Annotated in this window: 17 protein-coding genes; 11 read left to right on the top strand and 6 right to left on the bottom strand. The window is 72.3% G+C overall.

Annotated features, from left to right (window positions below; all coding sequences use genetic code 11):
- A partial coding sequence (locus tag B0E54_RS29485) for a leucyl aminopeptidase (RefSeq protein ID WP_234590326.1) occupies nucleotides 1-1,224 on the top strand: 1,224 nt, incomplete at its 5' end.
- 39 nt (nucleotides 1,225-1,263) lie between these two features.
- Here the strand turns inward: B0E54_RS29485 and B0E54_RS29480 are convergent.
- Complete coding sequence (locus B0E54_RS29480) at nucleotides 1,264-1,593, bottom strand: hypothetical protein (protein WP_234590323.1); 330 nt, start codon at nucleotides 1,591-1,593, stop codon at nucleotides 1,264-1,266.
- A gap of 178 nt (nucleotides 1,594-1,771) precedes the next feature.
- Here B0E54_RS29480 and lpdA point away from each other — a divergent pair, with 178 nt between their 5' ends.
- Complete coding sequence (lpdA, locus tag B0E54_RS29475) at nucleotides 1,772-3,163, top strand: dihydrolipoyl dehydrogenase (RefSeq protein WP_234590321.1); 1,392 nt, start codon at nucleotides 1,772-1,774, stop codon at nucleotides 3,161-3,163.
- Between the two features lie 67 nt (nucleotides 3,164-3,230).
- Nucleotides 3,231-5,075, top strand: a complete 1,845-nt coding sequence (gene sucB / locus B0E54_RS29470) for a 2-oxoglutarate dehydrogenase, E2 component, dihydrolipoamide succinyltransferase (protein ID WP_234590318.1) — start codon at nucleotides 3,231-3,233, stop codon at nucleotides 5,073-5,075.
- Nucleotides 5,076-5,138: 63 nt separating this feature from the next.
- Here sucB and B0E54_RS29465 read toward each other — a convergent pair whose 3' ends face one another.
- A complete protein-coding gene (locus B0E54_RS29465; protein ID WP_234590316.1) occupies nucleotides 5,139-6,074 on the bottom strand; it encodes an SDR family NAD(P)-dependent oxidoreductase in 936 nt (311 codons plus the stop codon).
- A 218-nt stretch (nucleotides 6,075-6,292) separates the two neighbouring features.
- Between B0E54_RS29465 and B0E54_RS29460 the strand changes: the two genes are divergently transcribed.
- Nucleotides 6,293-7,630, top strand: coding sequence for a low temperature requirement protein A (locus tag B0E54_RS29460; protein ID WP_234590304.1), 1,338 nt, complete (start codon nucleotides 6,293-6,295; stop codon nucleotides 7,628-7,630).
- Nucleotides 7,631-7,720: 90 nt separating this feature from the next.
- Nucleotides 7,721-8,221 (top strand): hemerythrin domain-containing protein, encoded by a 501-nt coding sequence (locus B0E54_RS29455; protein WP_234590302.1) that lies wholly within the window; start codon nucleotides 7,721-7,723, stop codon nucleotides 8,219-8,221.
- A 111-nt stretch (nucleotides 8,222-8,332) separates the two neighbouring features.
- On the opposite strand, the gene B0E54_RS29450 is transcribed toward B0E54_RS29455, so the two are convergent.
- Nucleotides 8,333-8,719: a MerR family transcriptional regulator gene (locus tag B0E54_RS29450; protein ID WP_234590299.1), complete on the bottom strand. Its 387-nt coding sequence runs from the start codon at nucleotides 8,717-8,719 to the stop codon at nucleotides 8,333-8,335.
- 60 nt (nucleotides 8,720-8,779) lie between these two features.
- Here B0E54_RS29450 and B0E54_RS29445 point away from each other — a divergent pair, with 60 nt between their 5' ends.
- Both B0E54_RS29445 and B0E54_RS29440 read left to right on the top strand, forming a co-directional pair.
- Nucleotides 8,780-9,778, top strand: a complete 999-nt coding sequence (locus B0E54_RS29445; protein ID WP_234590297.1) for an aldo/keto reductase — start codon at nucleotides 8,780-8,782, stop codon at nucleotides 9,776-9,778.
- Nucleotides 9,779-9,950: 172 nt separating this feature from the next.
- Nucleotides 9,951-10,850, top strand: a complete 900-nt coding sequence (locus B0E54_RS29440; protein ID WP_234590295.1) for a TIGR01777 family oxidoreductase — start codon at nucleotides 9,951-9,953, stop codon at nucleotides 10,848-10,850.
- A gap of 103 nt (nucleotides 10,851-10,953) precedes the next feature.
- Here B0E54_RS29440 and B0E54_RS29435 read toward each other — a convergent pair whose 3' ends face one another.
- Nucleotides 10,954-12,195: a PHB depolymerase family esterase gene (locus B0E54_RS29435; RefSeq protein WP_234590283.1), complete on the bottom strand. Its 1,242-nt coding sequence runs from the start codon at nucleotides 12,193-12,195 to the stop codon at nucleotides 10,954-10,956.
- Nucleotides 12,196-12,407: 212 nt separating this feature from the next.
- On the opposite strand from B0E54_RS29435, the gene B0E54_RS29430 reads away from it, so the two are divergent.
- Together B0E54_RS29430 and lipB are read left to right on the top strand one after the other, a co-directional pair.
- The gene (locus B0E54_RS29430; protein WP_234590281.1) at nucleotides 12,408-14,240 is read left to right on the top strand and encodes a DUF2079 domain-containing protein; all 1,833 of its coding nucleotides are present in this window, start codon (nucleotides 12,408-12,410) and stop codon (nucleotides 14,238-14,240) included.
- Nucleotides 14,241-14,315: 75 nt separating this feature from the next.
- The gene (gene lipB / locus B0E54_RS29425) at nucleotides 14,316-14,957 is read left to right on the top strand and encodes a lipoyl(octanoyl) transferase LipB (protein WP_234590279.1); all 642 of its coding nucleotides are present in this window, start codon (nucleotides 14,316-14,318) and stop codon (nucleotides 14,955-14,957) included.
- Between the two features lie 21 nt (nucleotides 14,958-14,978).
- Here lipB and aspS read toward each other — a convergent pair whose 3' ends face one another.
- Nucleotides 14,979-16,265, bottom strand: coding sequence for an aspartate--tRNA(Asn) ligase (aspS, locus tag B0E54_RS29420; protein ID WP_234590276.1), 1,287 nt, complete (start codon nucleotides 16,263-16,265; stop codon nucleotides 14,979-14,981).
- Between the two features lie 439 nt (nucleotides 16,266-16,704).
- On the opposite strand from aspS, the gene lipA reads away from it, so the two are divergent.
- Complete coding sequence (gene lipA, locus B0E54_RS29415; protein WP_234590274.1) at nucleotides 16,705-17,700, top strand: lipoyl synthase; 996 nt, start codon at nucleotides 16,705-16,707, stop codon at nucleotides 17,698-17,700.
- 53 nt (nucleotides 17,701-17,753) lie between these two features.
- On the top strand, nucleotides 17,754-19,382 hold the full coding sequence (locus B0E54_RS29410) for a hypothetical protein (RefSeq protein ID WP_234590271.1): 1,629 nt from the start codon (nucleotides 17,754-17,756) through the stop codon (nucleotides 19,380-19,382).
- An 11-nt stretch (nucleotides 19,383-19,393) separates the two neighbouring features.
- Here the strand turns inward: B0E54_RS29410 and B0E54_RS29405 are convergent.
- Nucleotides 19,394-19,822, bottom strand: a 429-nt coding sequence (locus tag B0E54_RS29405; protein ID WP_234590269.1) for a response regulator transcription factor, incomplete at its 5' end; no start/stop codon positions are given.

Below are 19,822 nucleotides of genomic sequence, written 5' to 3'. Positions count from 1 at the left end.
GCGGTCCGGGCCCTGGCGGGGGCGCCGAAGGTGGCGCTGAGCATGCCGCTGCCCGACGACTCGGACGCGCCGGCCGCGCTGCGCGCGGTCGCGGAGGGCGCGCTGCTCGGCGGGTACCGGTTCGCCGGCTACAAGACCCGTCCGCAGCCGACCCGGCGCGAGCCGGTGGCCGAGGTGCTGATCTCCGTTCCGGACGCCGCCGAGCCGGCAGCCCAGGCGGAGATCACCCGCGCGCAGGCGGTCGCCGGCGCGGTGCGGCTCAGCCGGGACTGGGTGAACACCGCCCCGAACGAGCTGCGGCCCCCGTCGTTCGCCGACGCCGTGGCCGCCGCCGCCCGTGACGCGGGCCTCGGCGTCGAGGTGCTGGACGAGGCGGCGCTGGCCGCGGGCGGGTACGGCGGCATCATCGCGGTCGGGCAGGGCTCGGAGGCCCCGCCGCGACTGGTGAAGCTCACCTACACCCCGCAGGACGGCGGCAACGGCAAGCGGGTCGCGCTGGTCGGCAAGGGGATCACCTTCGACACCGGTGGCATCTCGATCAAGCCGGCGCAGGGCATGTGGGAGATGAAGTCCGACATGGCGGGCGCCGCCGCGGTGGGCGCTGCCATGCTGGCGATCGCCGCGCTGAAGCCGGCCGTGGCGGTCAGCGCGTACCTGCCGATGGCCGAGAACATGCCGTCGGGCACCAGCTACCGGCCGGGCGACGTGATCAGCATGTTCAGCGGCAAGAAGGTGGAGGTGCTGAACACCGACGCCGAGGGCCGCATGGTCCTGGCCGACGCCATCGCCCGCGCGTGCGCCGACGGCACCGACTACCTGTTCGAGACCTCCACCCTGACCGGCGGTCAGGTGATCGCGCTGGGCAAGCGGGTGGCCGGCGTGATGGGCACCCCCGAGCTGTGCGAGCGGGTCCGGACGGTCGGCGACGCGGTCGGCGAGCCGGCCTGGCCGATGCCGCTGCCGGACGACGTGCGCAAGGGCATGGATTCCGACGTGGCGGACATCTCGCAGGTCAACGCCGGGATGGACCGGGCCGGGCACATGCTGCAGGGCGGTGTGTTCCTGCGTGAGTTCGTGGCCGACGACGTGGCGTGGGCGCACATCGACATCGCCGGGCCGGGCTACCACTCGGGCGAGCCGACGGGCTACTGGACCAAGGGCGGCACCGGCGTGCCGGTCCGCACGCTGGTGCAGCTGGTCGAGGACGTCGCCGCCAACGGCTGACGTGGTGCCGAGGGGCCCCACCCGGGGCCCCTCGGCAGGTCAGTACTGGTCGGGGCGGCGCTTGCGGCGTTCGTTGAAGTCGCGCATCCGCTGCGGGTAGCCCATCAGCCGGACGTCGTACACCGGGATGCCCATCCGGTACGCGAAGCGCCGCGCGCCGTCCGGGCCGTCGATGCGGCGGCGCGTCCACTCCCCGTCGTCGGCGATCAGAATGACCGTGGTCTGGGTGACAGTCGTCCGGGGCTCGATGAACGCCTCGACGCCGCGCCGACTGCGGATGAAGTTCGCGAGATGGTCCAGATCGCCACTGTCGGCCGCGCGGTCGTGGCTCAGCACACGCGCCTGCTTCCGGCGCCGGAACAACCCCACCGAACCTCTCCCCCATGTCACGTCATCGACAACGGTGCCAAGGGTACGTGTCGATGACGTGTCGTTGGGCACCTCACTACGCACCCTGTGCCCGGTGGTGACAAGATGACCGAGGTGGGGTGTGTCCGTGTTACCCCGTAGTGACCCCCGATGCAGCGACGCGACCTGGGAGTTGGACGTGAGCGAGCCGAACGAAGCGACCTTCGACATCGTCATTCTCGGAGGTGGCAGCGGCGGCTACGCGACCGCGCTGCGCGCCGTCCAGCTGGGCCTGAAGGTCGCGCTTATCGAAAAGGGCAAGCTCGGCGGGACCTGCCTGCACAACGGCTGCATCCCGACCAAGGCGCTGCTGCACGCGGCGGAGATCGCCGACCAGACCCGCGAGTCGGAGCAGTTTGGCGTCAAGGCCGAACTGGTCGGCATCGACATGGCCGGCGTCAACTCGTACAAGGACGGCGTGATCGCCCGGCTCTACAAGGGCCTGCAGGGCATGCTGAAGGGCAACAAGGCGATCACCATCGTCGAGGGTCACGGCAAGCTGGTCGGCAAGAACGTGGTCGAGGTGGACGGCAAGCGTTACACCGGCCGCAACGTCGTGCTGGCCTCCGGCTCGTACGCCAAGAGCCTGCCCGGCCTGGAGGTCGACGGCGAGCGGATCATCACGAGCGACCACGCGTTGACCCTGGACCGGATCCCGTCGTCGGTGATCGTGCTCGGCGGCGGCGTGATCGGCGTCGAGTTCGCCAGCGTGTGGAAGTCCTTCGGCGTGGACGTGACGATCGTCGAGGCGCTGCCCCGACTGGTCGCCGCCGAGGACGAGGAGTCGTCCAAGGCGCTGGAGCGGGCGTTCCGCAAGCGGAAAATCAACTTCAAGGTCGGCAAGCCGTTCGAGAAGGTCGAGAAGACCGACAACGGCGTCAAGCTGACCATTCAGGGCGGCGAGACCGTCGAGGCCGAGCTGCTGCTGGTCGCCGTCGGTCGCGGCCCGAACACCGCCAACCTCGGGTACGAGGAGCAGGGCGTCAAGATGGACCGCGGCTACGTGCTGACCGACGAGCGGCTGCGCACCAGCGTGCCGAACGTCTACGCCGTCGGCGACATCGTGCCCGGCCTCCAGCTCGCGCACCGGGGTTTCCAGCAGGGCATCTTCGTCGCCGAGGAGATCGCCGGGCAGACCCCGGCCGTCATCGACGAGGTGGGCATCCCGCGAGTCACCTACTGCGACCCGGAGCTGGCGTCGGTGGGTCTGACCGAGACGAAGGCCAAGGAGCAGTACGGGGCCGACAAGGTCAAGACCTACAACTACAACCTGGGCGGTAACGGCAAGAGCCAGATCCTCAAGACCACCGGCTTCGTGAAGCTGGTCCGGGTCGAGGACGGCCCCGTCGTCGGCGTCCACATGGTCGGCGCGCGGGTGGGTGAGCTGATCGGTGAGGCGCAGCTCATCTACAACTGGGAGGCCTACCCGGCCGAGGTCGCCCAGCTCGTGCACGCCCACCCCACCCAGAACGAGGCCCTGGGCGAGGCGCACCTGGCCCTCGCCGGCAAGCCGCTGCACGCGCACGCCTGATCACCCAAACCGCGGCGTCCGGCGACGGGCGAAGATCCCCCAAGGGGAATGAAGGAGTCTGGAGAACATGCCGGTATCGGTCACCATGCCCCGGCTCGGCGAGAGCGTCACCGAGGGCACCGTCACGCGCTGGCTCAAGCAGGAGGGCGACACGGTCGAGGTCGACGAGCCCCTGCTCGAGGTCTCGACCGACAAGGTCGACACCGAGATCCCGTCGCCCGCGGCGGGCGTGCTGAGCCGGATCGTGGTCGGCGAGGACGAGACCGCCGAGGTCGGCAGCGAGCTGGCCGTCATCGCCGGTGAGGGCGAGTCGACCGGTGGCGGCGAGGCCGCGCCGCAGGAGCAGGCCCCGGCCGAGAAGGTCGAGCCGGCCGCCGAGCCGACGGCCGCCGCCGAGGGCACCGCCGACGAGGTGGCCCAGGACGAGGCCCCGGCCGAGACGCCGGCTCCGGCCGCCGCGTCGTCGGGCGAGGGCACCGCGGTGAAGATGCCGGCCCTGGGTGAGAGCGTCACCGAGGGTACGGTCACGCGCTGGCTCAAGCAGGTCGGCGACACCATCGAGGTGGACGAGCCGCTGCTGGAGGTCTCCACCGACAAGGTGGACACGGAGATCCCGTCGCCGGTCGCCGGCACGGTGCTGGAGATCAAGGTCGCCGAGGACGAGACCGCCGACGTCGGCGCCGACCTGGCGATCATCGGCGTCGCCGGTGGTGCCCCCGCTCAGGCCAAGCCCGAGCCGAAGCCCGAGCCGAAGGCGGAGGCCGCGCCGGCGCCGAAGGCCGAGCCGAAGCCGGAGCCGAAGGTCGAGGAGCCCACGTCGGGCGCGTCGTACAACGAGCCGGCCGCTGAGGCGGAGACCTCGGCGCAGCCGGCGCAGGCCGAGCAGGCGGCTCAGCCGTCCGCGCCGACCGCCGCGCCGCAGCGCCCGTCCGCTCCGGCGCCGGGTGGCGGCGAGGAGGCCGCCGGGTACGTCACCCCGCTGGTCCGCAAGCTGGCCAGCGAGCACGGCGTCGACCTGGCCTCGCTCAACGGCACCGGTGTGGGTGGCCGCATCCGCAAGCAGGACGTCCTCGACGCGGCCGAGAAGGCCAAGGCCGCCACTGCCGCGCCGGCTCCGGCCGCACAGCCGGCCGCCGCGCCGTCGGCCCCTGCGGCCAAGCCGGCCGCCAAGGCGCAGCCGAGCGCCAAGCGGGGCACCACGGAGAAGCTGCCGAGGATCCGGGCGACGATCGCCAAGCGGATGCAGCAGTCGCTGCACGAGACGGCGCAGCTGACCACTGTCGTCGAGGTCGACGTCACCAAGGTCGCCAAGCTGCGGGCCCAGGCCAAGGACTCGTTCCTGGCCAAGCACGGCGTGAAGCTGTCCTTCCTGCCGTTCTTCGCCCTCGCCGCCATCGAGGCCCTGCAGACCCACCCGATCATCCAGGCCAGCATGGACCTGGACGGTGGCACGATCACCTACCCGGCCGCCGAGCACCTCGGTATCGCCGTGGACACCGAGCGCGGCCTGCTCGTGCCGGTCATCCACAACGCCGGTGACCTCAACATGGGCGGCATCGCCAAGCGGATCGCCGACCTGGCCGAGCGCACCCGGAACAACAAGATCACCCCGGACGAGATGGCCGGCGCGACCTTCACGCTCACCAACACGGGCAGCCGGGGCGCTCTCTTCGACACTCCGATCGTGCCGTCGCCGCAGTCGGCGATGCTCGGTACGGGTGCCGTGGTGAAGCGTCCGGTCGTGGTCAACGACCCGGAGCTGGGCGAGGTCATCGCGGTCCGGTCGATGGTCTACCTGGCCATGTCCTACGACCACCGCCTGATCGACGGTGCCGACGCGGCCCGCTTCCTGACCGCGGTCAAGGAGCGGCTGGAGGGCGGCAACTTCGAGTCGGAGCTGGGCCTGGCCTGATCCGCAGTAACGCCGAAAGGGGCGCCCCGGTCGTCGACCGGGGCGCCCCTTCGTCTACGCCGCTCAGCCCTTGAGCAGATCCGTCGAGACCTTCCAGAGCCGTTCGGCGGCCTCCGGGTCCAGCGCGTAGTCGGCGACGCCGGTGCGGCCGCCGGGCCGGGCCGGGGCGGCCTGTTGACAGTCCTCGAAGTAGCGCCCACCCACCCCGTCGAGCAGTGGGGAGGCGGCGACCAGCACCGAGGTGGCGGCGCCCTGTTCGACGCTCTTCCAGGCCGCCGCGTTACCGGCGCGCATCCGATTCAACTCCTCCTCGCTCACGTAACGCTGGAGGTTGGTCTGGATCGCGCCGGGCATCAGCGAGTTGGCGAAGATGCCGTCGTCGGCCCAGCGGCGGGTCGCCTCCACGGCGAAGAGCACGTTGGCCGTCTTGGACTGCCCGTACGCCTGCCACGGCTCGTACTCGCGGCGGTCGTACTGGATGTCGTCGAAGACCACCGGCGAGCGCAGGTGGGCGGCGGAGCTGACCGAGGCGATCCGGGCCCCGTCGGCGGCGGCGAGCGCCGGGCGCAGCCCGGTGGCGAGCGCGAAGTGCCCGAGGTGGTTGGTGGCGAACTGCATCTCCCAGCCCTGTGCGGTGCGGCTCAGCGGCGCGGCCATGATGCCGGCGTTGTTGACCAGGATGTGCAGCGGGCCGTCCCAGTTGGCCACGAAGTCGGCGACCGAATCCTGGTCGGCGAGGTCGAGCGGGGCGATCAGCACACGGTCGTTGCCTGTGGTGCCGGCGATGTCGTCGGCGGCCTTCTGGCCGGCGTCGGGGTTGCGCACGGCCAGGGTGACCTCCGCGCCGGCGCTGGCCAGGGCACGGGCGGTCTCCACGCCGATGCCGGACGAGCCGCCGGTGACTATCGCCCGCCGGCCGACGAGGTCCACGCCCCGGATCACGTCCATGGCCGTGGAGTCATGGGCGAACGAAGTGGTGATCGGATTGCTCGTCGTCATGATCCATCCTTGTCCAGGGTGGGGCGGGCCGGTCGGCTCGCTTCGGGCCGCGATCCAGGCGGTTTCCCGCCCCGGACCGGAGGTAACGTCCGGCGCCCACCCGTACGCCCAGAGCCGGCACCGGCTGCTCGACCTGCTGATGGGCGGCCTGCGGCCCCCGCGACGCGGGCTGACCCGTTCCGTCCTCCGGGCAGGCCGGACGCTGCCAGAGTGGGACCGTGGGCGGCTTCCGGCGGAGTGGACAACTGGGACCAGCCGTCCCGATCGCCCCCGGCGCCCGGGTGGACAAGTTCGAGGTCTTCTTCGACCTGGTCTTCGTCTTCTCGTTCTTCATCATCACTCGCGCCACCGCCGCGAACATCTCCGGTCGACAACTGCTGCACGCCGCCCTGGTGCTGGCCGTGCTCTGGTGGTGCTGGGTGGTGCACAGCCTGGTCGCCACCCGGGTACGGCTCGGCGAGGGGTACGTCCCGGTGCTCATGGTGGTGGCGATGGCCGCCCTGTTCGCGTTCGCGCTGGCGCTGCCGCAGGCCTTCAGCGACCCGAACGGCAGCGCCGCCGGCCCGATGCTGGTGGCCGTCAGCTACGTGGTGGTCCGTGGCATCCACTGGGTCCTCTACCAGCATGTGGTGCGGGACAGCCCGCAGGAGCGTCGGCAACTGCGCCGGTTCGCCCCCGAACTGGCCGCCAGCATCGTCCTGCTGCTGGCCGCCGCGCTGATCCCGCAGCAGATCGCCGACCCGAACCAGGCAGCGATGATCCGTGACGGCCTCTGGATCGCCGTGGTGGTGGTTCAGTTCGCCACCGGTTTCATCGTCGGCACCTGGGGCTGGGGGGTGACCAGCGCCGAGCACTGGACCGAACGCTACGACCTCATCCTGATCATCGCGCTGGGCGAGTCCGTCATCTCCACCGGCGTGGGCGGCAACCTGCTCGGCAAGCCGGTGACCTGGCCGGCGGTGGCGGCCGCCACGCTCAGCATCGTGGTCACCGCCGCCCTCTGGTGGGCGCACTTCGATTTCATCGGCCCGGCCGCCCGGATCGCCCTGCACGCGGCGGAGGGCGCTCCCCGGGTGGCGATGGCCCGCGACGCGTACGCGTACCTCTACCTGCCGATGATCGCCGGGATCATCCTCTTCTCCATCGGCAACGAGGAGATCCTGCACAAGATCACCGATCCGGCCGGCGGCCTCGGCGAGAAGGTCGACGGGCCGGCCGTACCGATGCTCTTCGGCGGGCTGATCTGCTACTACGCCGTCAACATCTTGTTCCAGCTCCGGACCCTGCACACCCTCTCCTGGACCCGGTTGGGCGTCATCGTGGTGCTGACCGCGGCCCTGCCGGTCGGCCAGCACCTGCCCTCTCTGGGCGCGCTCACCCTCGCGACGGTGATCTGCGTGGCGCTGGTGGCCGTGGAGGTGATGGTGATGTCGACGTCCCGGCACGCGTTGCGCGCCGTTGTCTTCGAGGAGCGGACCAGCCACGAGGCGCACGAGGCCGCGTGGCGGGCCCGCTGGCACGACCTCCGGGAGCCGGACGAGCCCACCACGCCGTGACCGCCGGGGGTAAGCTCCGGCAAGCGTCGCGGTGCACCCGGCTCGAAGGCCGCCGTGGGCATGGAGGCGCGGGGACAGCATGGGACGAACGTGCACCCGAACAATTCACCCGCCGACCGGCTCGCCGCCGTCGGCAACCAGATGATCGAGATCCACCTCTGGCTCGGCGCGGAGCTGGCCCGCCTGCGAGCCGACCTCGGTGACACCCCCGGCGGCGACGCCCGGCCGTCGCGGGACCTGCGGGCCCACTGCCTGACCTTCTGCGCCGCGCTCGGCCGCCACCACACAGGTGAGGACGCGGGCGCGTTCCGGGTCCTGGCCGACGAGGTGCCCGAGCTACGCCCGGTCCTGGCCAACCTGATCGTCGACCACGAGGTGGTGGCGGGGATTCTGAGCCGGGTCGAGGAGCTGCTGGGCGACGACCGCCCGCTGCCGACCACCCAGGTACGCGCCGAGCTGGACGGGTTGGCCGCCCTGCTGCAGTCACACTTCCGCTACGAGGAGAAGCGGCTGGTCAGCGCCCTGAACGCGCTGACCGGTCGACCCGGGACCGCCGAGCAACTGCTCGGCCTGACGGCGCCGACCGGCTGAGCCGAGATCGACTCCCGGTCGCCGACCTGGCGGTGTCGCCGGCCGGGGAGACCGCCACCGCGGCGTGCCGAAGCGCATGACCCACGCCGGCCCGCCCGGTTGCGCCGGCCGTCACCGGTCGTCGTCCGGCGGGGTCGGGCCGGGCAGGCGCTCGTAGAAGCGGATCTTCTCCCGGAGGTGGTCGTACTGGCGCTGGAGCAGGCGCATCTGCTCCTCGACCTGGGCCGCGTGTCGTTGCAGCAGCTCGCGCCGTTCGTCGACGGTGTGCTCACCCTCGCGGGCGAGGGCCGCGTACCGGCACATCTGGGCGATCGGCATCCCGGTGTCGCGCAGGCAGCGGAACAGCACCAGCCAGCTCAGGTCGTCGTCGGTGAAGACGCGCTGGCCGCCCGCCGTGCGATTCACGTCGGCCAGCAGGCCGATCTTCTCGTAGTACCGCAGCGTGTCCAGGCTGAAGCCGCTGCGCCGGGCGGCCTCCGCGGGCGCGTAACCGGTCATGTCTCGGCATGGTAGCCACCCCTTGACCTGGAGCGCACTCCAGGTTGGAGGCTGGTCCGCATGACGACGACACGAACGCTGGGACGCAGCGGCATCGAGGTGAGCGCGATCGGGATGGGTTGCTGGGCGATCGGCGGTCCGCTCTGGGGTGACGACGGCCAGCCGTTCGGTTGGGGAGAGGTGGACGACGACGAGTCGATCCGCACCATCCACCGGGCTCTCGATCTCGGGGTGACCCTGTTCGACACGGCCAGCAACTACGGCGCGGGGCACAGCGAGCGCATCCTCGGTCGGGCCCTGGCGGGTCGCCGGGACGAGGCGGTGATCGCCACCAAGTTCGGCAACGTCAGCGACGAGGCCACCCGGCGGGCGCTCGGCACCGACGCCAGCCCGGCGTTCGCCGTACGCAGCCTGGAGGACTCACTGCGGCGGCTCGGCACCGACCACGTGGACCTCTACCAACTGCACATCAACGAACTGCCGACGCCCGCCGCGCTCGACCTGGTCGGCACCCTGGAGGACCTGGTCGACCAGGGCAAGATCCGGGCGTACGGCTGGAGCACCGACAACCCGGCCTCGGCGGACGCGTTCGCGGCGGCTGGCAAGAACTGTGTCGCCATCCAGCACGACGAGTCGGTGCTGAGCGACAACGCGGCGGTGCTCGCCGTCTGCGACCGCCACGACCTGGCCAGCCTCAACCGGGGACCGCTGGCGATGGGCCTGCTCACCGGGTCGACCCGCGCGCTCGGCGCGGACGACGTGCGCGGTCGGGCGCCCGAGTGGTTGCAGTGGTTCACCGACGGCCGGCCCACGCCGCAGTGGGCGGCACGGGTCGAGCAGGTCCGCGCGGCGCTCACCGCGGACGGTCGGACCCTCGCGCAGGGCGCGCTGGGCTGGCTGCTGGCCCGCAGCCCGCGCACGGTGCCGATCCCCGGCCTCCGCACGGTGGCCCAGGCCGACGAGAACCTGGCGACCCTGACCCTGGGCCCGCTCCCCCCGCAGGCGTACGCCGAGGTGGAGCGCCTCCTGACCGACCTACGCCCCGCCCCAGAGGCCTGACCCCACCCCACCCCACCGCGCCCCGCCCCGCCCCGCCCCGCCCCGCCGATCTTGCACTTGCTGTCCCGGCAGAACGGACCTTGCCGGGCAGAACGACGACACAAAGTGCAAGATCGGCGGGGAGTGGGGCCGGGGCGCGTCCGAGGGTGACGTTTTCGACGAAGATAAGGGCATGCGGATCCTTCTGGCCGGCGCGTCCGGCTTTCTCGGCACCCGGCTGGGCGACCGGCTCGCCGCCGACGGGCACGAGGTCACCCGGTTGGTGCGCCGACCGGCGCGCGACCCGCGAGAGCGGCAGTGGGACCCGGCGGCCGGCCATCTCGACCCGGCGGCGGTCGCCGGCGCGGACGCCGTCATCAACCTGGCCGGCGCGGGCGTCGGCGACAAGCGCTGGAACGACGACTACCGGCGGCTCATCCGCACCAGCCGGGTGGACAGCAGCACGACGCTGGCGACGACGATCGCCGGGTTGCCGGCCGCCGACCGACCGAAGGCGCTGCTCAACTCGTCGGCAGTCGGCTGGTACGGCAACACGGGCGACCGGGTCGTCGAGGAGGACGCGCCCGCCGGCGAGGGTTTCCTGGCCGACGTCTGCCGGGTGTGGGAGGCCGCGACCCGTCCGGCCGAGGACGCCGGCGTACGCGTGGTGCGACTGCGCACCGGCCTGCCCCTGCACCGCGACGGTGGGCTGCTCAAGCCGCAGTTGCTGCCGTTCAAGTTGGGCATCGCCGGACGGCTGGGCAGTGGCCGGCAGTGGCTGCCGTGGATCTCGATGGCCGACTGGCTGGACGCGACCCTCTTCCTGCTGGCCCACGACGAGATCGCCGGCCCGGTCAACGTGGTGGGGCCGCATCCGGTGACCAATGCCGAGTTCACCCGGGAGCTGGCCCGCCAGCTGCACCGGCCGGCGATCATCCCGATCCCCGCCCTGGCCCTGAAGGTGGCGCTGGGCGGCTTCGCCCACGAGGCCCTGACCAGCACGAGAGTCCACCCCGGAGTCCTGACCAAGGCCAACTACCCCTACCACCACCGAACCCTCCCCCAGGCCCTCCAGGCGGCCCTGACCGCCTGACCCTCGCCCAGTTGATCAAGAGGTTTGCGTCATCCGGGGGGCGGATTCTGACGCGAACCTCTTGATCACCGGGGGTGCGGGTGGGGGTGCGGACGGGGGTGGGTCAGCAGCCGATCACCCAGTAGTTGGGGGCGGTCTGCTTGAGGGTGCTCGTGTAGAAGGTGTTGTAGAGGCCCATGCGCTGGTTGGAGCCGTTCGCGTAGGCGTAGCCGCCGGACTGGTAGGCCCGACCGGCCGTGACGTGGGCGTAGTTGCTCGCCGTCACGCAGGTCGCCGGCGTGGTCGGGGTCGGCGTCGGCGTCGGGCTGGCCGTGGGGCTCGGCGTGCTGGTGGGGGTGGCCGTGGGGGTCGGCGTGGGGGTGCTGCCGCCGCCGTTGAGGCCGAAGAAGAGCGCGTCGCGGTACGTCGAGCAGATGGTGTCCAGGAAGTACGCGCCAGCGGTGCCGCACTGGTCCGCGGCGGAGCCCGGGTCGACCGGGGTGCCGTGGCCCATGCCGGAGACCCGGTAGAGGCGTACCTCGTCGTTGCCGTACACCTCCAGGCTGGTGTTGGCGGGCAGCGACGACGTGCTGGTCGGCGTCTGCGAGATCCCCCGCACGTTGGTCCACTGGTCGCGGGACTCGGTGCCGTTGAGCGGGGTGACAGTGGTGTCCGACGTGCCGTGCCAGATGGCCACCCGGGGGCGCGGGCCGGTGTAGCCGGAGTAGGCGCCACGGACCAGGTCGCCCCAGGCGGCCGGGCTCTTGTCGGTGCCCGGGTTCATGCAGCTGAACGCGTTGACCATGCTGGTGGCGCAGCGGTACGGGATGCCGGCGATGATCGAGCCGGCGGCGAAGACGTCCGGGTACGTCGCGAGCATGACCGCGCTCATCGCCCCGCCCGCCGAGAGGCCGCTGACGAAGACCCGGGAGCCGTCGACCGCGTAGTTCGCCTTGGCGTGGTCGACCATCTGCTTGATCGACAGCGCCTCGCCCTGCCCCCGGGTGGTGTCGCCGCTCTCGAAGAAGTTGAAGCAGGAGTTGGCGTTGTTGCCGGACGGCTGCTGGGCGACGATGAGCGTGAACTTCCACAGGTCGGCGTACTTCTGCCAGCCGGAACCGCTGAAGTAGCCGGAGGCGTTCTGCGTGCACCCGTGCAGCAGCACCACGGCCGGGGAGTTGGCCGGCAGGTTGTCCGGCCGGTAGGCGTACATGGCCAGGTTGCCCGGGTTGGAGCCGAACCCGGTGACCTGGGTGAGGCTGGCGGCCTGGGCGGGCGTGGCGAGGGTGATCGCCCCCGCCACGGCGAGGACGAGCCCGGCGACCGCACCGAGCAGCCGGTTGAGGGTGGATGTGGAGCGGCGCACGGCGGCCTCCTGAGAGGGGCAGACTGTGAACTGGGTCACGGTCGAGTTGCCGAGACGTTACGACGATGTGTCGCCGCTATGACATGGGGCACACTCACACATTCACGGCAGCCGTTGTGTACGACGAACCATGGCCACCGCGCAGGCAGCGGAGTCGACAACAACCGCCGGTCTGACCGGCTCGTCCAGGTCCGGTTGGTAACGTCCGCTGCGTGCCGTCCTCCCCGTCGCTGGCCACCGGGCCCGCACCCGCGTCGCCGCCGCGCGCCCTCCAGGACCGCCGGGCCGACCTGATCGTCGTGCTGGTGGCGCTCGCGCTCGCCGTCTGGGTGACCAGCGGCCTGTGGCGGGACCCGAACGTTCGCGCGATCACCGTCAACTCCAGCGACCAGGCGCTGTTCGAGTGGCTGCTGGCCTTCGGCGGGCACGCGGTCACCCACGGGGAGAACCCCTTCTTCACGTACCTGATCAATGTCCCGGACGGCGTGAACCTCGCGGTCAACACCTCGATCACGGTGTACGCGGTGGTCTTCGCCCCGCTCACGTACCTCATCGGGCCACCGGCGACGTTCCTGGTGATCCTCACGCTGAACCTGCTCGCCACCGCGCTGGCCTGGTACTGGCTGCTCTCGCGGCACGTGGTGCGCAGCCGCCTCGCCGCCGGGGTCGGCGGCCTGTTCATCGCCTACTCCCCCGGCATGGTCTCGCACGCCAACGCCCACCTGAACTGGACCGCCGGCTGGCTGGTGCCGCTGCTGATCTGGCGGCTGTTCGCACTGCGCCGCCCCGGGCACTGGCTGCGCGACGGGGTGATCCTCGGCGCTCTGGTCGCGGTGGCCTTCTCGATCGCCGCCGAGGGCCTGTTCTTCGCCGCCCTCGCGCTCGGCGTGTTCGTGGCCGTCTGGGCGCTGCACCCGACCCACCGGGCCGAGGCCCGCGCCGCGCTGCCCAATTTCCTGCGCGGGCTCGGCGTGACCGCTGTGGTCGCCGGGGTGCTGCTGTCGTACCCGCTGTGGCTGCACTTCGCCGGGCCGCAGCGGTTCCACGGCACCGGCTTCGACCCGGTGATCCACTCCGAGGACATCGCCGCGTTCGTCGCCTTCCCGCGCCGCTCCCTGGCCGGGGAGGCCGGACTGGGCACCTCGCTGGCGCCGAACCCCACCGAGGAGAACTCGTTCTTCGGGATCCCGCTGCTCGTGCTCACCGTGATCTGTTTTGTCGCGGTCTGGCGACGCGCCGACCCCGGCCGTCGGGCGATCCTCTGGGCGCTGGGCGTCGTCGCGGTGATCTTCACGGTGCTGTCCTTCGGGCCGGTGGCGAAGATCGACGGACGCCGTACCGACCTGCCCATGCCGTTCGACCTGCTCGGGCAGCTGCCGGTGGTGAACGCCGCACTGCCCGCCCGGTTGGCCCTGGTGGTCGCGCCGGTGATCGGGATCCTTCTGGCGTACGCCATCGATCAGCTGCGTGCCGCGCCGCCCCGGTACCGCCCCACGGAGCTGGCCTGGGTGCTCGGGTTCGCGGCGGCCCTCGTGCCGCTGCTGCCCACCCCGTTGTTGACCCGCGAGCGGGAGCCTGTCCCGCAGTTCATCACGTCCGGCGCCTGGCGGCAGTACGTCTCCGACGGCAACACGTTGGCCCCGGTGCCGCTGCCCGTCGACATTTACCCGGACGGCCAGCGCTGGCAGGCGTACGCCCTGTCGCACCGGCAGGGCGAGTTCGCGATCCCCGGCGGCTTCTTCCTCGGCCCCGGCGGCCCGGACGGGCGGGGCCGAATCGGGCCGGTGCCGCGCACCCTGAGCGCACTCATGGACCAGGCCGGCCGCACCGGGCTGGTGCCGATCATCACCGACGGCACGAAGCGGGAGGTCACCTCCGACCTGCGGCACTGGCGGATCGAGACGGTGGTCCTCGCCGACGAGGTGCACGGCGCGAAGTTCGAGGTCGACGAGGCCGCGGTCCGGCGGACGGCCACCGCGCTGTTCGGCGAGCCGCAGCGGGTCGACGACGTGTGGATCTGGCGCATCCCGCCGGCCGACCGGTAGACCCGCCCCTCGTTCCGATCCTGGTGAGGCGGCTCACGACGGATCCGAGCCCGCGGCGGGACTAGGCTGGACGCCGTGACGACGACGACCTCCGGCCTGACGGCCGTCCGCGCCGGCCTGCTCGACTACCAGGCCGCCTGGGACGAGCAGCGGCGCCTGCACGAGTCGGTGGTGGCGGGCGAGCGCGGCGACACAGTGCTGCTGCTGGAGCACCCGAGCGTCTACACCGCGGGCAAGCGCACCGAGCCGTGGGACCGGCCCATGGACGGCACTCCGGTCGTCGACGTGGACCGGGGCGGCAAGATCACCTGGCACGGCCCGGGGCAGCTCGTCGGCTACCCGATCCTGCGACTGCCCGACCCGGTGGACGTGGTCGCCTACGTCCGCCGCACCGAGGAGCTGCTCATCGACGTGTGCGCCGAGTTCGGCCTGGCCGCCGGCCGGGTCGAGGGCCGCAGCGGCGTCTGGGTGCCCGAGGACGACCGGGGGCCGGCCCGCAAGGTGGCCGCCATCGGCATCCGGGTGGCCCGGGGCGTCACCCTGCACGGCTTCTCGATCAACTGCGACTGCGACCTGACGTACTTCGACCGGATCGTCCCGTGCGGCATCCGCGACGCCGGCGTCACCTCGCTCACCGCCGAACTGGGCCGCCCGATCAGCGTCGCGGACGTGCTCCCGGTCGTCGAACGCCGACTGTCCACCCTGACCGAGGTCTGAGCGCACAGCCGGCACCCGGCCCTACGGCGTCAGCCGGTGCAGGTCACGCGGGAACGCGGTGACCTCCCGAACGTTGGCGGCCCCGACCAGGCGGGCCACGAACCGTTCCAGCCCGATGGCGAACCCGCCGTGCGGCGGCATGCCGTGCCGGAACGCGTCCAGATAACCGGTGTAGGGCTCCACCGGCTCACCCCGGGCCGCCAACGCCGCCAGGTAGTCGGCGTGCCGGTGCAGCCGCTGCCCGCCGGTGACCAGCTCCAGGCCACGAAAGAGCAGGTCAAACCCGTTCGAGTACGCGGGCCGCACCGGGTCCGGGTGGGTGTAGAACGGTCGCTTGGCCATCGGGTAGCCGGTGACGAAGAGAAAGTCGGACCCGTGTTCGCGGCGGGCCCACTCGCCCAGCGCCCGTTCGTGGGCCGGCGCGAGGTCCGGCTCGTCGGCGGGAGCCCCGGCGATCGCCAACGCCTCGGTGAAGTGCACCGCCGGGATCTGCACCGGCACGGCCGGCACCTCGACACCCAGCGTCGCCAGGGCGCCACCGGCCCGCTCAGCCACCGCGCCCAGCATGCCGGCGACGACCTCGCGCAGCATCCGCATCACGTCCGAATGGTCGGCGACGAAGCCCAGCTCCGCGTCGAGCGACGTGTACTGCGCGAGGTGCCGGACGGTGTCGTGCGGTTCGGCCCGGAAGACCGGCCCCACCTCGTAGACACGTTCGAAGACGCCGACCATCAACTGCTTGTAGAACTGCGGCGACTGGGCCAGGTACGCGGGCCGACCGAACCAGTCCAGCGCGAAGACGTTCGCCCCGCTCTCGGTGGACGAGCTGACCACCTTCGGGGTGTGGATCTCCACGAAGTCACGGGCGTCGAGCGCAGCCCGGAAGCCCGCCACGGCCGCCGCCGAGACGCGCAGCGCCGCCGAGCGGGTCGGATGACGCAGCGCGGTCGGGGCGTTGTCGAGCTGGGTGGGCAGGCTCGCGGTGAGCGCTGGCCGGTACAGGTCGAACGGCGGCGGCTCGGCAGGTGGGCCGAGCGGTCGTACCGTCGGGTCGGTCAGCTCGACCCCGGCGGGCGCGGTGCCGTTCGACGTGACCGTGGCGGTGACCTCGACGACTGTCTCCTCGGTGAGTTTCTCCAGCTTGGCGCGGACGGCAGGGTCGGTGACGACGACCTGGGCGAGGCCGGCGGCGTCCCGCACGATCAGGAAGGCCACCGACTTCAGCAGGCGGCGGCGGTGCACCCAGCCGGCGATCCGGACGGTCTCGCCGACGTGGGCGGGCAAATGGTGCGACAGGGTTCGGCGCATGACGGGCTGCTCCTCGGTCGATCGCGACGCCGCCACCGGGGCGACGGTGTCGCATCAGCCCCAGGGAGGTGTGGGCGAGCGGGAACCTCGCGGTGCCACCACACCTTCGCCCCCACCGGAGCGGGGGCCTCGTTCGTCGCCTGGTGACCGGGGCCAGCCGGGCGGGCTCTAGTAGGCGTCGCCGCCGTTCTGCCCGCAGCTCGGGAGGGTCTTCGCGCACCCGTCGCCAGACCGCCTCTCAGCACCGGCGGCTCTCTGTACTGGCGGGTCGGGGCGCTACTCGGCTCCGTCGTCGCTGTTGGCGGCGACGCTAACACCCGAACCCGGCGCGTGTGACGCCATTTTTGGGCTTGCCGGTGTCCGGCGTCACAACATCAGCGGCGTGACGCCGGTCGCCTGACGCACATAGACGGCTGCCATCCGGCGTAGGCTCGTTTTCGTGACGATCGAGCACTCCGCGCCGACGACCGGCCAGGCAGCGCGTACCGCAACGGCGGCCCCCGAGGGGCGTCGCCTGCTGCGGATCGAGGCGCGCAACGCCGAGACGCCGATCGAGCGCAAACCGCCATGGATCAAGGTCAAGGCCAAGATGGGCCCGGAGTACACCCAGCTGCGCGGGCTCGTGTCGCGCGAAGGGCTGCACACCGTCTGCCAGGAGGCCGGCTGCCCCAACATCTACGAGTGCTGGGAAGACCGGGAGGCCACGTTCCTCATCGGTGGTGACCAGTGCACCCGGCGCTGCGACTTCTGCCAGATCGACACCGGAAAGCCGGCCGAGTTCGACGCCGACGAGCCGCGTCGCGTCGCCGAGTCGGTCGTCTCGATGGGCCTGCGCTACGCCACCATCACCGGTGTCGCGCGTGACGACCTGCCCGACGGCGGCGCCTGGCTGTACGCCGAGACGGTCCGGCAGATCCACGCGCTGCAGCCCGGCTGCGGCGTCGAGCTGCTCATCCCCGACTTCAACGCCGTCCCCGAGCAGCTGGCCGAGGTCTTCGGCTCGCGGCCCGAGGTGCTGGCCCACAACGTGGAGACCGTGCCGCGCATCTTCAAGCGCATCCGGCCGGCGTTCCGCTACGACCGCTCGCTGGACGTCATCCGGCAGGCCCGCGCCGACGGCCTGGTCACCAAGAGCAACCTGATTCTGGGCATGGGCGAGGAGCGCGCCGAGATCTCCCAGGCTCTGCGCGACCTGCACGAGGCGGGCTGCGAGCTGATCACCATCACGCAGTACCTGCGCCCCACCCCCCGCCACCACCCGGTCACCCGCTGGGTCAAGCCGGAGGAGTTCGTGGAGCTGCGCGAGGAGGCCGAGGAGATCGGCTTCGCCGGGGTGATGAGCGGGCCGCTGGTGCGCTCGTCGTACCGGGCCGGCCGGCTCTACAAGCAGGCGCTCGACGCCCGCGCCGCCACCCCGGTGGCCACCGCCGGCTGACCCGCCGACAGCGCCGCACCTGCCGTGCGGCGTTCGGGTGCCATGATCGAGCGATGACCGCCGGCGTACGCGAACAGCCGCGCGGCGCGGGTCGACCGCGTCCGCGGCCCGGTTCGCACCTCGGCCGGGTCGGCTGGCTCACCGGTCTGGCGGTGCTCGCCGGGGTCGGCTACCGGCTCTGGCTGCTGGGTCACGCCACTCCCCCGACGAACAGCGACGAGGCCACCATGGGGCTGGCCGCGCTGCACATCGCCCGGGGCGAGGACTTTCCGGTCTGGTTCTACGGCCAGCAGTACATGGGCCCGCTGGAGGCGTACCTGGCCGCGCCGGTGTTCGCGCTGTTCGGCCCGTCCCTGTTCGGTCTGCGGCTGCCCACGCTGGCGCTGTACGCGCTGTTCCTGCTGCTGACCTGGCGGCTCACGCTGCGGCTGACCGGGGACCGCTGGTTCGCCCTGCTGGTGGTGGCGCTGCTCGCCCTCGGCGCCGACCGGGTGGTCAAGAACCAGTTGATCGCCGGCGGCGGCTACCCCGAGATGAACGCGGCCGGGGTGGCGCTCGCCCTGCTCGCCGTCGACCTGGCCGCCGGCCGGCCGGGGTGGCGACCCGTCCGCTGGGCGGTCTGGGGGTTCCTGGCCGGGCTGCTGCTCTGGGTCGACCCGCTGGTGCTGCCGTACGTCGTAGCGACCGGGGCGTTGCTGGTCGGGTTCCGCCGCCGGGAGCTGCGCGGGCGGGCCGGAGCGCTGCTCGGGGCGGCAGCCGTGCTGGGGGCCGCCCCGCTGCTGGGGCACAGCCTGCTGACCGGCCGCAACCCCCTGCACGCGGTGCTCGCCGCCGGCGGGGCGGACGCCACCGCGAGCTGGGCGGACCGGCTGCACGGCGGGCTGCTGCTCGGGCCGCCGCTGGGCATGGGTTTCTGCGGCCCCGGCTCCTGCGCCACCTGGCAACTGTGGTGGGCGTACGCGCTGCCGGTGCTGCTGGTCGTCGCCGCCGCCACGGCCTGGCGGGCACTCCGCCAACCACCCGGCTCACGCGGTGCGGACGGCTCACGCGGTGCGGACGGCTCGGCGCCCCGGGTCGCGGCGGCCATGCGGCTGGCTCTCGTGCTGGCCGCGGCGGCGACCCTCGCGGCGTACACGCTGAGCAGTTCCTCCGGTCTGACCCCGGTGGAGAGTTCGCGCTACCTGTCCACGCTGCTCATCTCCGTACCGGCGCTGCTCTGGCCGGTCTGGACGCTGGCCCGGCGCGGTCCCGGGTGGCCGGTGACCCGGCTGGGCGCGTTCGTCGTCCTCGCCGCCACGCTGGTCACCGCCGGGTACGCCACCGGGCAGGCGGCGCGGACGGCCCCGGCGACCCGGGCCGCCGAGGCCCGGCACGCCGAGCTGGTGGCCACGCTGCGCCACCTCGGCGTACGACACGTCCGCGCCGACTACTGGACCTGCAACCGCCTCACCTTCGCGAGCGGCGAGGAGGTGGTCTGCGCGGTGGTTGACGACACCCTGCGTCCCGGCTTCGACCGCTACCCCGCGTACCGCCGCGAGGTGGAGCGTGCGGCGGCGCCGGCCTGGGTCGCGCCGGCCGGCTCACCGCTGGCGGCCCGGCTCGACGAGCGGCTCGGCACCGACCCGGCCGACCTGGACCTGGTCACCCTCGACGGCTGGCGGATCTACCTGCCGCGCGGCTGATAAGACCCCCGTCAGCGGGGCGCGGCGGGCTCGGCGAGCAGCCCGAGACGGCGGGCCAGCGCGGCCGCCTCCCCGCGGTTGGTCACGTCCAGCTTGGCGATGATCCGGGAGACGTGCACGCTTGCCGTCTTCGGGGAGATGAACAGGCGCTCGGCGATCCGGCTGTTGCTGTGCCCCTCGGCGACCAGCCGCAGCACCTCCCGCTCCCGGGCCGTCAGCAGATCGGCACCGCCCCCACCGTTGCTCGCCCCCCGCAGGCCGACCCGCCGCGCCAGGGTGGCGGCCGTCTCGGCCAGCGGCGTCGCGCCCAGCCGCCGGGCGATCTGGGCCGCCTCGGTGACCGCCGCCGACACCTCGTCGCGCTCGCCCGCCGCCGCGGCGGCCTCGGCCAGCGCCAGCAACGCCCGACCGAGCGGGTACGGCTGACCGTCGACGCGCCA

Origin of the sequence: Micromonospora sp. MH99 (genome assembly GCF_021442385.1) — a bacterium.
Lineage (GTDB): Bacteria > Actinomycetota > Actinomycetes > Mycobacteriales > Micromonosporaceae > Micromonospora.
Note: the sequence above shows the minus strand (reverse complement) of the source record. Positions and strands in the feature narration are given on the sequence as shown.